The 16611-nt window shown below is 48.3% G+C and carries 14 protein-coding genes and 1 rRNA gene; 8 read left to right on the top strand and 7 right to left on the bottom strand.

The window, feature by feature from the left end; genetic code table 11:
- Positions 1 to 87, top strand: a 16S ribosomal RNA gene (locus JNJ77_16045); the annotation flags it as partial.
- Positions 88 to 297: 210 nt separating this feature from the next.
- On the top strand, positions 298 to 3324 hold the full coding sequence (locus JNJ77_16050; GenBank protein MBL8824098.1) for an SIR2 family protein: 3027 nt from the start codon (positions 298 to 300) through the stop codon (positions 3322 to 3324).
- Positions 3325 to 4254: 930 nt separating this feature from the next.
- Here JNJ77_16050 and JNJ77_16055 read toward each other — a convergent pair.
- Complete coding sequence (locus JNJ77_16055; protein ID MBL8824099.1) at positions 4255 to 5298, bottom strand: methyltransferase domain-containing protein; 1044 nt, start codon at positions 5296 to 5298, stop codon at positions 4255 to 4257.
- 141 nt (positions 5299 to 5439) lie between these two features.
- On the bottom strand, positions 5440 to 5634 hold the full coding sequence (locus JNJ77_16060; protein ID MBL8824100.1) for a hypothetical protein: 195 nt from the start codon (positions 5632 to 5634) through the stop codon (positions 5440 to 5442).
- On the opposite strand from JNJ77_16060, the gene JNJ77_16065 reads away from it, so the two are divergent.
- Both JNJ77_16065 and JNJ77_16070 read left to right on the top strand, forming a co-directional pair.
- Positions 5633 to 6208 (top strand): hypothetical protein, encoded by a 576-nt coding sequence (locus JNJ77_16065; GenBank protein MBL8824101.1) that lies wholly within the window; start codon positions 5633 to 5635, stop codon positions 6206 to 6208. The genes JNJ77_16060 and JNJ77_16065 overlap by 2 nt on opposite strands.
- Complete coding sequence (locus JNJ77_16070) at positions 6141 to 6413, top strand: hypothetical protein (protein ID MBL8824102.1); 273 nt, start codon at positions 6141 to 6143, stop codon at positions 6411 to 6413. The genes JNJ77_16065 and JNJ77_16070 overlap by 68 nt, the downstream gene beginning before the upstream one ends.
- 322 nt (positions 6414 to 6735) lie before the next feature.
- Here JNJ77_16070 and JNJ77_16075 read toward each other — a convergent pair whose 3' ends face one another.
- Complete coding sequence (locus tag JNJ77_16075; protein ID MBL8824103.1) at positions 6736 to 8199, bottom strand: glycosyltransferase family 39 protein; 1464 nt, start codon at positions 8197 to 8199, stop codon at positions 6736 to 6738.
- A 294-nt stretch (positions 8200 to 8493) separates the two neighbouring features.
- On the opposite strand from JNJ77_16075, the gene JNJ77_16080 reads away from it, so the two are divergent.
- Positions 8494 to 9720 (top strand): hypothetical protein, encoded by a 1227-nt coding sequence (locus JNJ77_16080; GenBank protein MBL8824104.1) that lies wholly within the window; start codon positions 8494 to 8496, stop codon positions 9718 to 9720.
- A gap of 77 nt (positions 9721 to 9797) precedes the next feature.
- On the opposite strand, the gene JNJ77_16085 is transcribed toward JNJ77_16080, so the two are convergent.
- Entirely contained in the window at positions 9798 to 11189 is a 1392-nt protein-coding gene (locus JNJ77_16085; GenBank protein ID MBL8824105.1) for a PDZ domain-containing protein, read from the bottom strand.
- Positions 11190 to 11223: 34 nt separating this feature from the next.
- Entirely contained in the window at positions 11224 to 11706 is a 483-nt protein-coding gene (locus tag JNJ77_16090) for a hypothetical protein (protein MBL8824106.1), read from the bottom strand.
- Between the two features lie 159 nt (positions 11707 to 11865).
- Here JNJ77_16090 and JNJ77_16095 point away from each other — a divergent pair, with 159 nt between their 5' ends.
- Positions 11866 to 12924: an NAD(P)-dependent alcohol dehydrogenase gene (locus JNJ77_16095; protein ID MBL8824107.1), complete on the top strand. Its 1059-nt coding sequence runs from the start codon at positions 11866 to 11868 to the stop codon at positions 12922 to 12924.
- Positions 12925 to 13147: 223 nt separating this feature from the next.
- Positions 13148 to 13837, top strand: a complete 690-nt coding sequence (locus JNJ77_16100) for a DNA alkylation repair protein (GenBank protein MBL8824108.1) — start codon at positions 13148 to 13150, stop codon at positions 13835 to 13837.
- Between the two features lie 86 nt (positions 13838 to 13923).
- Here JNJ77_16100 and JNJ77_16105 read toward each other — a convergent pair whose 3' ends face one another.
- Entirely contained in the window at positions 13924 to 14391 is a 468-nt protein-coding gene (locus JNJ77_16105; GenBank protein ID MBL8824109.1) for a hypothetical protein, read from the bottom strand.
- Positions 14392 to 14977: 586 nt separating this feature from the next.
- Entirely contained in the window at positions 14978 to 15919 is a 942-nt protein-coding gene (locus JNJ77_16110; GenBank protein ID MBL8824110.1) for a cysteine synthase family protein, read from the bottom strand.
- Between the two features lie 104 nt (positions 15920 to 16023).
- Here JNJ77_16110 and JNJ77_16115 point away from each other — a divergent pair, with 104 nt between their 5' ends.
- On the top strand, positions 16024 to 16572 hold the full coding sequence (locus JNJ77_16115; protein ID MBL8824111.1) for an inorganic diphosphatase: 549 nt from the start codon (positions 16024 to 16026) through the stop codon (positions 16570 to 16572).
- The last annotated feature ends 39 nt before the right edge of the window (positions 16573 to 16611 follow it).

The raw sequence follows: 16611 nt of genomic DNA on the forward strand, positions 1-16611 counted from the left end.
GCGTCAGCGTCAAAGGCGAAACTTCTGATTGGGACTAAGTCGTAACAAGGTAACCGTAGGGGAACCTGCGGTTGGATCACCTCCTTTCTAAGGAATACCTTCAGCTACTCACGTAGTTGGAAATATCCTACAGGTACCACACCTCACTTTGGTACATCCTCTCTCGCCATGTTGATAAAACAACAACCCCCGTCATAGTAATGTGACGGGGGTTGTTGTGTTTAGTTGACACAGTTGCATACTTGTGATTGCTGTTAATGCTGATATTATTTCCACAGCATTCAAACGGGAAGCAACATGATCTCTCTTCCAATTCAACAGGCCCTTGAGTCAGGTAAATCAGTCCTTTTTATTGGGTCTGGCATTGGTTTTTGCGCCTTGAATTCGACCGGCGATCCCATGCCAACGGCTCGGGACCTTGCGATACGAATTGCAAACAGGTTCGCAATTAAGATCGATGAAGCGGACGTCAACCTTGCCCAAATAGCATTAATTGCACAATATCGTAGCAGCAAACAAGATGTGAGAGCATACATCAGAACAGAGCTGACAGGATTCGAGCCGGACGACAATATCAAGTGGCTCTTGAACCGACCTTGGCGAGGTATTTTCACTACTAATTATGACAGTGTGATTGAAAAGGCATACAGCCAACTTGTTGAACCTCCGCAAAAACCTGTGGTAATTTCTCGCGACCGGCTCATTACACAAGTAGATTCCCGCTTCGATGTTCCTATCTACCATTTGCATGGGTACCTAGAGGATCCTGAATCCGAATTATTACTTACAGAAGAAGACTATGCACTGTTTCGAGAACAAAGACGGATGTTGTTTAATATCCTCAAGACTGAGTTTGCAACTTCACCATTTATCTACGTTGGCTACTCCCATGGAGACACGAATTGGAAAACGGTCTTTACGGAATTGCGCTCCTATTTCTTACCAACTAAGGTACCGCAATCTTTTAGAATAACGCCAGGAAGCAATGCAATCGAGGATGAAATACTATTACGTCAAGGAGTTGAGACCATAAAGTTGACCCTGCAAGACTTTGTGAAGCAAGCGCACATTGATCACATTAAGTCACCAGGCCCACTGATTAAGATGGAATACGAAAAAGAGCATGTCCCAGTTGATTTACATGACGCCTTTGATGCTAGCCCAATTGCAACAGTGCGCCTCTTGCAGTCATGGGAGTATGTTAACTCGGCACCCTTCGACCAAGTTCCGAACACACGCGCTTTTCTAAATGGCGACCGCCCCAATTGGGGTACGGTCGCGGGAAAACACTGCTTTGAACGCGATGTTGAGCATGATCTATATGAGTCTATCTTGGATTACTGGACAGATACTGCACGCCGATACGATGTCGTAACACTCATAGCCCCAGCTGGTTACGGAACAACAACAGTTCTTAAATCCACCGCAGCGAAATTAGCTCATGAGAAGTTAAACCCTGTTTTATATCTGCGCGAAGGAGGGATAGTAAACGAAGGCGATATTCTCTTTGCTTGTAGGTATTTAAAGAATAGGCCAATTTTCATAGTTGATCAAGCGTCAATGCACACCCGCTCTATTGCCAGCGCACTCAATCTGGCGAAAAGCCAAAAACTATCATATTGCTTTCTGTGTGGGGATCGCAAAAACGAATGGCGATCAAACTCAATTATCAGAGATGCGGATGAGTATACTATCGAACGACTATCAGAAGGTGAAATCGACAAATTAATTCATCTACTTGAGGCAGAGAATGCTCTTGGCGTTCTAGAGGGGCTTACGATCGAACTCCGACAGGCTGCAATTCGTGAAAAGCATGATCGCCAACTGCTTGTGACAATGCGAGAAGCAACAGAGGGGGCGCTGTTTTCTGCAATCATAGAGAATGAATATTCTCACCTGGCTAGTGATCTAGATCGAGAAGTATACTCAATTGTTTCGGCAGTTAGCCAAGTACGACTTCCGATCCGAGACATGCTATTAGCTGACATGATAAACAGCAACGTTGTTGAATTGTATCAGAACACGAAACACTCTTTGGATGGCGTAGTGGAGTTTGAGGAAATTGATCCATTCACTCGCGCACAAGGTGCCCGTTGCAGACATCAAGTTATTGCGCAGATAATTTGGGAGCGATGTGTAGCACCGCATATTCGCGACGAAATAATGTGCAAGTTAGTCGACATGGCGAACATCAATTATCTTCAGGACAAGAACTACGTAGAGAGAATAATACAATCCGACTCGCAAATCGATTCGCTCAGTGGACTTGAAGCCAAGATCAGATTCTTTGATATTGCTTGCGAACGACACCCTGACAACCCGTATGTGCTGCAACACTATTCAAGAATGCTTAGAAGAGAAAAGCATTTAGTACTTGCTTTGGAGATAATTGATAAGGCTATTTCTTTGCGAAAGCGCGTGAAGGTTTTCCATCATACACGAGGAGTCATACTTACAGACATGACATTCGCTTCTGATAATAAGGATATTGCAAAGAAAAGACTAGCTCAGGCAGAATCAGCACTTAGAGAGGCGATGCGACTTGGACCAAATGATGCGTATTCCTATCAATCGTTGGCTGAACTCTACACCATCTGGGCGGAAAAGTCCGTCGACGAGGATGAAAGAGCTATTTACATTTCTAAAGCTGAAGAAGTGATTCGGGATGGACTAAAGAATGTGAATGAGCGCGAAGGTCTTTGGATCGCCTCAGCAAAAGTAAATCGCCTCTTGGGAGACAGTCCTCAAGTGCTTGCAAATTTAAGCAAGGCTCGAACTAGCCCTGTAGCAATGTACCTTCTCGCTCGCCACTATTACAGTGCCGGAGAAATTGCCAAAGTAATAGAGTGCCTTGAACCAATTTTGAAGTCAGATCCAAATGAATTCCGGTCAGCAGTTTTGCTAGCAAGAGCCTACGCAGAATTAAGGGGGGATTACAGGAAGGGAATATCGGTTCTACGTTTAAGTGATCTGCTTGGATGGCGAGACCCCAAGTACATTGCGACGTTAGGAGGTATGTTGATGCTTGCAGGAGAAAGTAATGATGCAGCTGATACCTTTAGAAAAGGGTCCGCCTCAAGATTCACTTATAGCGAACGAAATAAGATCAATTATAGACCAAATGCTCCTGGGCAGGCGGGCAACCGTTTAACACTGCAAGGAAAAGTGCTGAGACATAGGTTTAACAGAATCTATGTACTCTTAGAGAATTCGGAGACCGCGCATGTCAAAGTTCCCAATCCCCAACTTTACCAACTTGGACAATCGGTTTCCTGTGAGATTGGCTTTTCGATGAGTGGCTTAGTTATCGAAAGTGCTCACTAGACGGTGCACCATCATTAAAGGGTGGGTGCCAGTGAACTCCTGTACTCCGCAGATCAGTGCGGAACCTCGCGACGATTGCACGTCTGGGCACTGATCGATGGAATACCATCAACCCATTTACGCTGTACAATCACCTCGTTGCCAACTTCCTTGGGGAGACGATGATGCTGCACGGATTCTACTATTCGACACTTCGAACAGTGAGGATAGGTTCTCTGGTTCCCTTTTACCATTCCGCAACGATAGAAGTGACTGTCGCGGATGTCTACGCCTCAACCTCGATCTTCGGGCTTTCCACCGGCATGCTCGCCAGGTGCCCTGGAGGTTTATGATAATCGCGTGCCACGGATGTGATGTGTACTCACATCTCATCCGTGCTGGTACGTGCAACCACCGTCAGTCCACCACGAAAAGCGGACATACCGCATTTCCGTGGTACCTCATCCACACCCGCATCACTCCAGAACTACCAAAAGCTGTGCAAGTGTCGTGTGGTACTCCACTCAACCCTGCAGATATGCTACACCTCAGTTAGCCCCCGGCTCTTTAAGCCGGTGGGCAGGATGGCACTGCTCAAAAAGACCGACTGCTGTGGCACTGTTTTCGTACTCGAAAGCAGTGCTGAATCGAGCGATGTCTCCGCGTGCCATGCACTGCACTCGGGCATACCGAGTACAGTGCCACATTAACCATCATGGTTTCAGATCATACACATCCATCTTGATGAGTTGCTTTATTCTTTTTAAAGGACATCCATTGGCGACATAGCGTCGGGGTGGCTCTGATTTGATGCATAGATCGTTGTGGCACTGTTTTCGTACTCGAAGGCAGTGCTGGATCATGCCAAGCTTCCGCGTGCCATGCACTGCACTCGGGCATACCGAGTAGAGTGCCACATCCATTAGCCCCTGCTTCACAGCGCGTCTATCCTCACCCCTTCTTCCCCATCACCATCTTCCAGCCGGGAAGCGACATGAGCGATATTGTTTTGACGGGAACCAGGCCTGCTGCCTGCTGCCAGGAGGACATCTCCGTGCTCGACCAGTTGCCCGAGGAACTGGTGAGAGAAAAATAGAGGCTTAGTGTCGAAGCCACCACGCCGCCTTCGCCTGGCTTCTCGGCTCGAATCAAATCGCCGATCGCATACACTCCACCTGGCTTCAGTGTCCGGGCCACCTTGGCTGCAAGCATCCGGTTCTGTTCTGCGGAAAAATGATGCACCAGGTTGTTGATCAGCACCAGGTCGTACCTTGCAGTCCCCAGATCATCCGCGAGCGCATTTCCCGCTTCATACTTCACCCGGCCCGTCTGGTCATACCGTTTGGCAATCGCACTGGCGCTCTCGATGGCGCCAGGCAAATCCAGAATGGTACTCGATAAGCTGGGATACCGCTTGCACAATTCGATGGAGTACAACCCATGCGATCCGCCAATGTCCAGCATCGCTGTAGCCCCGGCTGGCATCGGCAGCTTTCCGGACAGTTCCCTCGCGGCATTGATCGAAAGATCCCGCATGCCTTCCTGATATCTCTCCCATTCCACTTTCGTCGCCGATTCGTGGATATCCAGTGGCTTCCCGCTCCGCACATAGTCTTCCAGCTTCGCTACCCAGTTCCATTCCATGATCTGAAACCGCAGCTTTTCCACCAGGTTCGAGTCGCTGCTTTTGAGCAGCCATTTATGGTAGATCTTCTTGAGCGAATAGCGGTTGTCGCTGCATTGCAGGTAACCCACACCCACCAGGCAATTCAAAAGCTGGGCCGTACTTTGCGGATGGGTCTTACAGGCATTTGCGACTTCGTCCGCTGTCTTCGAAGTCTTCCCAATTGCTTCAAATAGCCCCAAGTCAGCACCAGCCATAATGGCCCGCGCCGCCGTGAATGCTACTTGCGTCTCCAGCAGCGGCTTGGGAGCCAGGTTGAGTTTCATGGCAATCCATTCAACGAAGTTCTCAGCCTTGAATCCCAGTTTCATAGCAATCATCCAGATGTTGAGATGAGTTCACGCTAAAGCTATTCTATCTAACTGTCGGGTCCCCCGATAATTACAACGGCGTGCCACAGGTAACTGGTACTCCAGTTACCTGAGATTCACACCAGCGTACAGGTTAAACGTTCACAGGTTATCGTTGTACCGATAACCCGTGACATAAATCAGCCGGGTGCCCAGATCATTCAGGAATAGCGAAGCCGTGCCCCGACTTAGTTTGCCAACCAGCACCAGAAGCAAAAAAAATGTAATTGAAAAAATCCCTGAAAGATCATCCTCGCCATCGGATACCTGCAATAGTCCCTTGTAGGAATTTCCCATGTCTATCAATACTGACAAGCCAGTTGGCCCGGGCCGTTTTCAAAAACCACCCAAACCTTACGATGTTGTCATTGCCGCAGATGGCAAAATCCAGGTTCGAAAGGACGACTGGCTCAGCAAGTATTCGTGGGCACTTTATGGCGACTATTTCGTATTGGATGTATTTGTCCGCCCGGAACCCAAACTCAAATCACTCAACGATGAAATCAAGGGCATCAAGGAAATCGACAACAAGGATGCGATTGAAGCTGGTGAGATTCTCATTCATGTCCCTACCTATTTTGACTGGATGGAACGGCAGGGGAAGCCTGTCCAGAAACCTCGCCCCAAGCCAAAGACACCGGAAAAACCCGAAAACGTCAAGACGAGCAACTGGCAGGCGGCCCAAAAATCTCGATACAGGCACGAAGTACTACTATGTGCTTCTCCGCGCCGGTGCAGGCTTCGGGGTCGATCCCTTCGGGAACTTTCCCAAACTAGTAAGAAATATCATGCGTGGGCTGGGCATGGGATTCATTCTCGGCCGTGCTGCAAGTGCCACGTGGGAACCAGTCACGGTCAGTCAGCCTTTTAGTGCCCGCAGTCTGACACAACTGGACATCAACGCCCGAGGCTGGAATTACAAAGGCGGACTCGGCAAAAACTATTCCTACGAAACGCTGTCAGGCGGCACCTCCCGGTTTGAGTACTTCACTGTTACCTTTAAAGATCAACCCTCCATCGATGTGCCCGGTGGCAGCGTCTACTACACCGGCGGCATGATGGTCTGGATATGGTAATGCGAAAAAGCTCACTCTTTCGGGCGACGCCGTTTTGCCAGCGAGTGGGAGATAATCAGCGTTTTTCCCACTCAAATCAACGGAGAAGCTGCACGCAGCGGGAAATTGGACAGAAATCAACACGATTTCTGTCACAACTCACTCCGGATGCTGAATGAGCAATTGAACTTGCAGGTGGATAAGTCGCCTGGCTCATTTTTACTTATAGGGGAGTTGCTATGAGTTTCCCATGTCCTATTTCATTTCGATCATTGTTGATTTTCTGCTGCCCATCTTCATATCCAGCATTCGTCCAGACACAGACACCGCTGATCATGACGCTCTACTCTGATACCACTTTGGATAACACCTTCACACTGCTGTTGTCTATTTCAGTTATCATGAACGGAGGCTTGAATGATTCAGGCTTGAGCCCAAGTTGCTGTTCAACGTACTGAACCAGACGTTTTCGAAACTGATCAGGCTGTTCACTCCAGCCTGTCAACAGCAGAGGCTGATTCTTCGTCCAGGAAAATGGAAGCGAGGGCATATAGATACAATGCACCTGCGTTTGAGGAAAATGCAATCGGATCAGTCCCGCTGCATGAGCACTGTCAGTTATTGTATAACGCTGGTCCCATTGAGAAGCCTCTAGCTGCATCGCATGCTTCGCATGCAGAAAGGAATAGATGCTCAAGCAGCCAGCTTCTCCTTTGAAATAGACCAACCCCAGACGCCAGCAGATCAGTCCGCTGAGGACAAATACGATTAGTGTACGGTAGCCTCGCCACTGCCATGGCAGCATTTTTGCTGGATCGATTCGGCCAGCGAAGAACAGGGGTAACAGCATGGCAAAGATCGTCAGCCAATGCTGGCGGATATGATGAATGCCACCTATGATCATAGCCAGTGCCAGCAAGATTGCTGCAACCATATACAGGTTGATAAGAAGTTGATGGAAGCCGGGTATCGGTTCATCACTTTCTCGCCTGGTGGTTTTCCATGCAGGCAGAAAAAGAAGAAGCAATGGCAACAGGAGAAAACCATTGCTACGGGCAAGATTCTGAAAGAGGTTGGTGGCAATGTGTTTGAAACTTGCCCCAAAACTGCTGAATTGTGTTTGCTTATCGAGCGTATAACGAACCATCCCGTAACGCACTTCATCGAGATTTCGATACATCTCCCAGGCATGCGGAAGCACGATAAGCGATGCGAGCAAAACAGCAAGGAATATTTTATTATTGATGAGAATGCCTCTCCATCCAGGCAATAGTAATAGAGCAAGTGCCAATGCCCCTCCGAAATGCAAAAAATTATACTTCGACAACAATCCCAACCCCACGCAGATTCCGAGTAGTGAATAGTTCAGCCAGTCTTTCTTTTCATGTAAACGCATTACGATCAGCAATAAACACAGGCAGAAGAAGGCCATCAGTGTCGTGTGTGGCCACATTCCCATCAGCCCATGAAATATTTCGGGCACTATGGCAACTGAAAGCGAAAACAGACCAGCAAGAGTCTCATGCTGACACACACGAATGGCAATCCGGTACATCATGAAAAAGATGGCTGGAAAGAGCAGACAACGGATAATGATCAACGGATAAACAGTAGGGCCGAATAGTTTCACCAAAGGCCACAGCAGCCATGTATAAAGAGGCGGCTGATAAAAGTAATACCACTGCAGCGACTGCACCAGAGCCAACTGTTCTGCTTCATCATACTCCAAATCGTTCCAGCTGAGCGTTCGTACGGCTGCAATGGAACTGATGAAAATCAATAGGGTCAGTATGAGCCATCGTGGCATGCGTTCTCCAGCTTCAATCCATTAGCGGCGATAGTAGCAGATCAAGACAAGCTTGGAAACCGGAACTCTCGCAGTGAGAAAAATACATAAGACTGCTTCAGAAAAGTTGCTTACTGAAAATTCACTGAATCATCAATTATGGGTTTCATGTGTTTCTCTATTTCATACTGGCACATCCCAGATGTCAAACTAGAATGACACAACCTTGCCAATGTGACTATGGAGTGTCATAGGGTATCTGTTGTCAAGGTTGCTAGACCTGGTTATGCCGACCAACTGATCAAGGAGTACATCATGAGATCGCAGCGCACACCTCGACTTGGATCAATTTACCGCCCCAAGCTGGAAGCACTGGAAGATCGACTGGTTCCAGCTTTTTCCGTATGGCAAAGCGGCTCAACGTTGTTCATGAAAGGCACACCAGATTACGATTCTGCTCAGATTCTTGACTTGGGCAGCAATAACATCAACATTACACTCTTCGATAACAACAATGTTCCGACAGTGTTTCAGGATTTCTTTGGTGTCAATCGCATCAAGATTGATGCTCGCAGCGGAAATGATTCGATCTTATACCTGGCATCCAGAGCCAATGGTATCTCGCCACAGATGAGTATCTATGCTGATATGGGATCAGGTGACGACACCTTTGCCGCCTCCATCATTACCGGTGATGTGGTTGAATCGTTCTCTTCAGGGACCACCAGCAGGTATTTTCTCAATTTCCAGGTCAAGGGTGGTAATGGTAACGATAACCTCAGCTTGAACCTTGACACGTATATCAATTCACAGAGTGCCGTTTCCGCCAATTTCGACGGGGAAAAAGGCGATGATAACATTGCTGTTTTCTTCTCGGGAGACAATGATGGTACCGTGCGTTCGAGGCTCAAAGGAGGTTCTGGAAATGATTTGCTGACCGGTATTCTCGGTGGTGATCCAAATGAACCCATCAGCATGACCAATCGCGGCACTATCTCTTTTGCTTTTGATGGCGACTCAGGGCATGACGATCTGTTGATGAATGCTACTTTGGCAGATGGATCCATTCTGGTTAATGATGGCACAATTCAAGTTGGCATGCAGGGAGGCAATGGTAATGATACCATTGAAGTTGGCGATTTCAGTCTCAGCCAGGGTGCCGTTGTTGAAAACTATGGCACTTTTGATTTGAATGTGGATGGCAGTTCCGGCAACGATGTGATCCGACTATTCAGCAATGCTGATCTGTTCAGTGCTCTTTATAACGAAGGCAAGATCAGCATTTCCGTTTCGGGTGGAAGCGGCAATGACAATATTAATGGTACTGTCGGGCTCGCTGCTGACACCACTGATGCTTACTTCAGAATCCGAGTGAAAGGCGATTCTGGCACAGATTACATCACATTGGCTGCTTTTCCTTACGGCACAGGTGCTGGTAAAACCAGTGCTTCCATCCTCGCTGATTCTCGCGATCAGTTGTGGATTACCGAATATGTGAAAGTGCTGGGCGGCAGGAAGAGCAATATCCATTACCTTGTTTAACACGGGTCGATAAACAATTACCCCTGCTTTGCTCTCAGGCGAAGCAGGGGTTTTCATTTGGATTGACAAACATCATGCTATTGAAGATTCACGTTAATACTGCTCGGACTTCCCTGATCTGAAGAAACGACTTTGAGTTTGAGCGTTGCACCGCTCTTGCGAACCACTTCGTTCAAAGTGTTGGGATGAAGTATTGGCGTTCCATTTGCTTCAAGAATAAGCATTCCAACTCGCAATCCTGCTCGTTGGGCAGAACTGCCTGGCTCCACTTCCGTTATTTTGACGGCAGCTTCTACATTAAAGAATGCCAATTCAGTTACAACGCCCAGTTTATTGGCCTGCTGTTTTGCATCATTGGCAGGCAAACCTCCACCGGGCAAGTTGATTTCAGGCATGTTTCCGCCCATCTCCACTTTGACAGGAGTATTGCGGCCAGTGCGTGTATCACGCACGGTCAGCATGAGGGTCGAACCGCTTTTGCGTACTGCTGCTGTCAACTGTTCAACACCTGTGACAGGTTGGCCATTGGCATCCACGATGACATCATTGACTTCCAATCCGGCTTTTGCTGCGGGACTGTCAGGTTCAACACGTGTCACTTTCATGGCAGTCCGGGAACCAATAGTAACTGGTTCAGCCATGACACCCAATGATCTACCCGCTGCAGAGGGTGGTGTGGTATTGGGTTTATCATCTGCTGCAGGAGGTAGATTTCCCGCAGCAGCCTGCTCAATCCGAAGTTCGATTTGAGCAACTCGCCCTGTATTGACATCTACTACATGTAACGGGAATGCCGATTTTTCTTTCGCAAGAGTAGTCAGTTGTTCTGCACTGGTAATCGGCAAGCTGTTGGCTGCAACAATAACATCACCAATTTCCAATCCGGCTTTCTGCGCCGGCCCGCCACGTTCCACGCTGGTTACTTTCAATGCAGTGCGATTGCTGACACGTATCACTTCGCTGGTCATTCCAAGTACATTTACAGGTGTTTTGGGAGAGTCTGGAATCTCCGGAGAAGGATCACTCGGACTGCTCTCGTTCAAGCGTTCTGCTGTTACCTCGAACCAGTCTGGGAATACACCTTCCCAACCACCAGTCTCTCGAGGAATCAGGTAAGCACGCACCTGTGACCGCTCAGCAGGCACCGCAGCATAACTATCGAGAGCTGCAACGGGATTGATAGAAGTATTGAGCTGATAAATGTGTACGTAGACCGACTCACCTGGAGCAGGAATACTGACCCGTTGATTGCCATTGATTCGTTTTCTCGCTTCACAGCGACTGACATCGATCTGCACGAGGATATCTACACGATTTTGCCGCGGGCTTCGAAATATTTCCCTGACAGCCCCATCCACGACAGCAACAGCATCCGACTTTGCGACCTTGTCACGCTGTTGACCTGCTGCAGGAGACATTATCAAGAGCGCAGTTCCCAGGCAGAGCAGAACTTTCATGATTGGTTTCATGGTGTAAACCCCTTGTCGTGTATCAATGGTGAGGTTATGGATCCATATTCAACAACAGGTACTTGAGGCTTTCATCTGGCTGTTGACTGGCAGTTTCTCCCCAGAATTCCTTTTCAATTTTTGCAAAGGCTTTCAGAACGTTCTTTCGCTTCTCGGGTTCGCGAGGCATTTCAATAAGAAGAGAATTGCACATATTGGCTTTGAAAGTTGCATCCTTGGTGACATAAATGCACCAGACCCTGGCAGCGCCGGCACGGTATAACAGACTGACATAACCCTGCGTCTGCTGGCGGCCTGTATTGGGTAATACATTCTGGGTATTGGTGAATTCAAGCCAATTCGCTGCTTCCCCCGCACGCTCGCCATCCACTTCCTGGCTCTTGGCTAGCATCGCATACTTTTCCTGATTGTCTACCAGTTGCTGCAGAAACATTTCGCGCTTTTGAACTTTGGCACCTTTGCATCCCAAACTGGTGGACAAGCAGACCAATACCAGCAGTGTTGTGATAACTCTCATTGATCACCTATGTACTTAGTAGCTTAGAAGTAGTCATTGGAGCATACCAGGGAACTGAATTCAAGAAACTTCCTCATGTGCCAGCTCATGGTCAACATACCCGCTTCAAGTAAAATGAAGTTGTACTTCTTCATAGGTCTTTCAATATTTGTCAGGAACATCATGACCAAAGCTTTCGCAGCCCAGAGTTCCATATCTCCCCTTGTGCCTTTCGATATCAAACGACGTGAACCAGGCCCACATGATGTGGAATTTGACATTCTCTATTGTGGGGTGTGTCATTCTGATCTGCACACGGTTCGAAACGAATGGTCCGCATGGCCTACCGTTTACCCCTGTGTACCTGGTCATGAAATCGTTGGCAAAGTTACCAAAGTTGGAAACAAGGTGACCAGCTTCAAGCCCGGCGATCTCGCAGCTGTCGGTTGCATGGTCGATTCCTGTGGAAAGTGTGCCAGTTGTCGTGAACATCTGGAACAGTATTGCGACAACTATCAGACCGTCTTCACCTACAACTCAAACGATCCTCATGGAACGGCACCCACCACCTACGGCGGCTACTCTCAGAAGATCGTTGCCAACGAGAAGTTCGTGCTGAAGGTCTCGCCCAAGCTAAACCTGGCAGCTACTGCCCCGTTGCTGTGTGCCGGCATCACTCTCTATTCACCATTGCGGCACTGGAACGCTGGCCCCGGAAAAAAGGTTGGCATTGTCGGTCTTGGTGGGCTTGGTCATATGGGTGTCAAGTTTGCTCACGCCTTCGGTGCTCAAACTGTCCTTTTCACTACTTCCCCTTCGAAGATCGAGGATGGGAAAAGGCTCGGCGCTGATCAGGTGGTCATTTCAAAAGACGAAGCACAAATGAAGATGCACGACCGCAGTTTTGATCTTATTGTGAACACAGTTGCCGCCTCTCACAACCTCGACCCATTCCTTTCGCTGCTCAAACGTGATGGCACACTGGTGCTAGTAGGTGCTCCGGAACATCCGCATCCTTCGCCTTCAGTATTCAATCTGATCCTTGCCCGCCGTGCATTGGCAGGCTCCGGCATCGGTGGCATCAAAGAAACGCAGGAGATGCTCGATTACTGCGCTGAAAAGAACATCACTTCTGATATTGAACTGATCCCGATACAGAAAATTAACGAGGCTTATTCCCGAATGCTCAAGGGCGACGTGAAATACCGTTTCGTGATTGATATGGCATCTTTAAAGTGAACACATTTCGATTCATCCAGAACACGTTAACCAAAAGCTTGCATGCATCCTTCATCAACAGTACGATTAGTATCGGTTACTACTCCTTTCTGCAGCATCACCCATGGCCAAAACAGCTAAACCCGCCAATAAATCAACTAAACCTAAAACTTCTGCTAATAAGGTCAAAACCAAAGCAACTGCAGCACGGAAGAAGCCGACTGCAGTCTTGAACACCACGACAATGGTTAAGGACATTCTCGCCCAACTCAAAAAGTTAGGCGATGAAAAGATGCGGAAATTCAATGCTGGCAGAGGCGTTGGCGATAATCAGTTTGGTGTCAAGCTTGGCGATGTTCGCAATGTTGCAAAAAAGATCAAACCTAATCATGAACTGGCCATGGCTCTTTGGGATACTGGCAACTTCGAAGCTCAACTCGTCGCCACGTTGATTTTCAAGGCGAACGATTTATCCGCTGCTGAGATGGAACGCCTGGTGAAATCTGTTAAAGCGGTTCAATTGGCAGAATGGCTCCATTCCTATGTGACCAAAGATCACCCTGATAAGGAAACACTCCGACAGAAGTGGATGAATACCAAAGACCCGATGGCAGCCCGTGCCGGCTGGAGGCTCACTGCAGGTCGTGTCGCCAGGAATCCGGAAGGCCTTGATATTGAAGCGCTGTTACAGCGTATCGAAAGAGAAATGGGCACCGCTGATCCGCTCATTCAATGGACGATGAACACCTGCCTGGCTGAGATCGGCATCAACTTTCCCAAGCTTCGCGAACGTGCCATTGCCATCGGCGAGAAACTTGGCATTTACCGCGACTACCCTTGCTCTCCTGGTTGCACTTCCCCCTTCGCGCCAATCTGGATCAACGAGATGGTGAAACGCCAAGGCACCGGACAAAAAGTCTATTCATCACAATAATGCTGCAAAGATTTCTTTTATTAAGACACCGGCTGTTCAAGCCGGTGACGGGTTCACGCAAAGGAAATACACCTCGTTCGACACAATTAAAAAGACTTCTTCTGCACTTTGCGGTGAATCTCATTCACCTGCATCAATGCAGCTGAGCCGTAGTAGGTGTGATACTCGGCAACCATTTCACCTTCTTTGATGACTGGATCGGTTTCGGTCAAATTCTTGGCTTCATCAATTGACTTAACTGAAAGGATAAACAGTCCCCTCCAGCCTTCCCTCCCATCAAGCGGCCCTGCTAGGGCCAGCTTGCCTTCTTTAGCCAGCCGGTTGATATTGGCCATGTGACCCTTGAACATCTCATCCCGTTCTTTGCCAGCAGCCATTTTCTTTGGCCCCGTCTTAAGGATGACGAGCACATACTGCCTCATGCCATAATCATCCGCTCCTAGACTGGCAGCCAGCCTAGCATCATACTCAACCCCCGGTTGCTGTTGTGATGAAAGCGATTGCGTGTAAAGAATAGTGAAAAAGGCTAAGGTGAGGAGAAAAGCGAGACGCATGAGGAATCTCCGAAAGATTGGTGGGAGGATATTACTCTACAGAGAAGGCGTGCTAATGAACTTGGAACACCGCTATTCCGTGGAGAAAATGATGTGAATGCAAGTCCAGATCCGATAAGATGAGTATAACTCCTTCGTGGCACTGCAACATTATCAACTCCTGAGCACCGGGCAGCGAGCTTCAACGAATTTGCGATTACAAAGTAGAAATCAATGATCTCATAACTGGAAATAATACGAACACTATCACCGAAATAAGAGCCTGTATTCCAATTAGTAGAAACTTCTCCCTGAGGATGCAATAAATTACACTTGACAGAAATGAGATGAAGTACACTGCCGCAAGTATGACCCATGTACAAAATCCAGACCGTATTGCCCCGGATGGTCGAACCCAATGTCACCGAATGCGAGGACACTCAGAGAAACCAACTGCAAAAGAGTAACGACCATAGTTTCAATGCCCGTAAACAGCCAACCATTTAATGATTTACCCACTGGCCAAACGCTGTATTCGCACGGGCTCCTGAAATCGTCAATCAAGAATCCGCCATCTGGAAATTCCCAAGCCGCGAACCAAAGCCATTTATTTGCATACCTCTTTCAGCCAAGGTTGTGTGAAATACCGATCCCATGAATCGCAGATGATGGTGACGACTGGGCCGGTGCAGTCAGGGTATAGGGCTACTCGTAGTGCTGCTGCGATGTTGGTGCCGGTGGAGCCGCCACAGAGTAGACCTTCTTCAAGGATAAGTCGTCTAGCGGTGGCAAACGACTCTTCATCGCTGATTTGTTCAACATCATCTACAACAGAGAGATCAAAGTTATCGGGTGCAGCGCTGCCTCCGATTCCTTCCACCAGGTAACTGGAATCTACATCAGGCAATGCAGGGTTGCAGAGATGAGCCAGACGTGAACCTATCGGATCAGCCAGGATGATTTTGACATTCGGCACATGCTGTTTCAGATATCTGCCCACGCCGGTAATGGTTCCGCCTGTGCCCACACCTGTTACGAAAGCGCCGATCTGACCATTGCATTGCTGGAGAATTTCAGGTCCGGTGGTGTCAAAATGAATTTGCGGGTTGGCGTGGTGTGAGAATTGCTGAGTGTTGAACCAGCCATTTTCAATGGCCAACCGTTTGGCAACCTGACGAAAGTTGTTATCATCCGCCAGTGGAGCGTTAGGAGTTACCACAACCTTAGCGCCAAGGGAGGCGAGAGCCTGCCTTTTATCCAATGACATTTTTTCAGGCATGACGCAAACCAGCTTATAGCCTCGTTGAACAGCCATCAGCGCGAGACCGATGCCGGTGTTCCCTGCAGTTGCCTCGATCAGGGTGTCGCCGGGTTTAAGTTGTCCGGCTTTTTCAGCATGGTTGACGATGGCTTGTGCAATTCTGTCTTTGACACTTCCGCCGGGGTTGAGAAACTCGCATTTGGCGAAGATAGGATAGGGCAAGCCATCGCCGATGCGGTTCAATTGAACCAGCGGTGTGTTGCCAATCAGGCTTAATATGTTTAACACTGCCCCCTCACCCACGGCCCCTCTTCCTACCGGGGGAGAGGGGAGAAAACGAGTCAATCCATACTTCGCTTTTGGTAAGATAGTGATGAAACAGGAGTTCAAACATGTCTCATCCCTGGCATGATGTTTCACCGGGCGACAAGTTGCCTGCAGAATTCCGAGGCGTAATTGAAATACCGATGGGTTCCAAGGTGAAGTATGAAATTGACAAGCCCAGTGGATTGATCAAGCTGGATCGCATGCTGCACAGTGCTGTGCATTACCCTGCGAACTATGGGTTCATTCCGCAAACACTGGGTGAAGATGGTGACCCGTTGGACATACTGGTGTTTTGCCAGGAGCCTGTGTTTCCTTTAACCATCATATACGCTCGTGTTATCGGGTTGATGGATATGATCGATACCGGAAAACGGGATCATAAAGTTCTGGGCGTGGCCATCAGCGATCCTGAATACAACTGTTATCAATCGGTAAGAGATTTGCCCAGCCATCGGTTGGCCATGTTAAAGCGATTCTTTCTGGATTATAAGCTTCTGGAAAACAAAGTTGTTGAAGTAGATGAGTTTCATTCTGCTGAAGCAGCTTATCCTATTATTGAAGATGCATTTAGCAGGTATCGGTTGAACCGTGCGAGTTTGGTATCGGGGAGTTAACTGCAAAAGTAACAATACGGTGAGTTGGCACGGTTAGCG

The organism is Planctomycetia bacterium, from assembly GCA_016795155.1.
Classification (GTDB): Bacteria; Planctomycetota; Planctomycetia; order Gemmatales; family HRBIN36; genus JAEUIE01.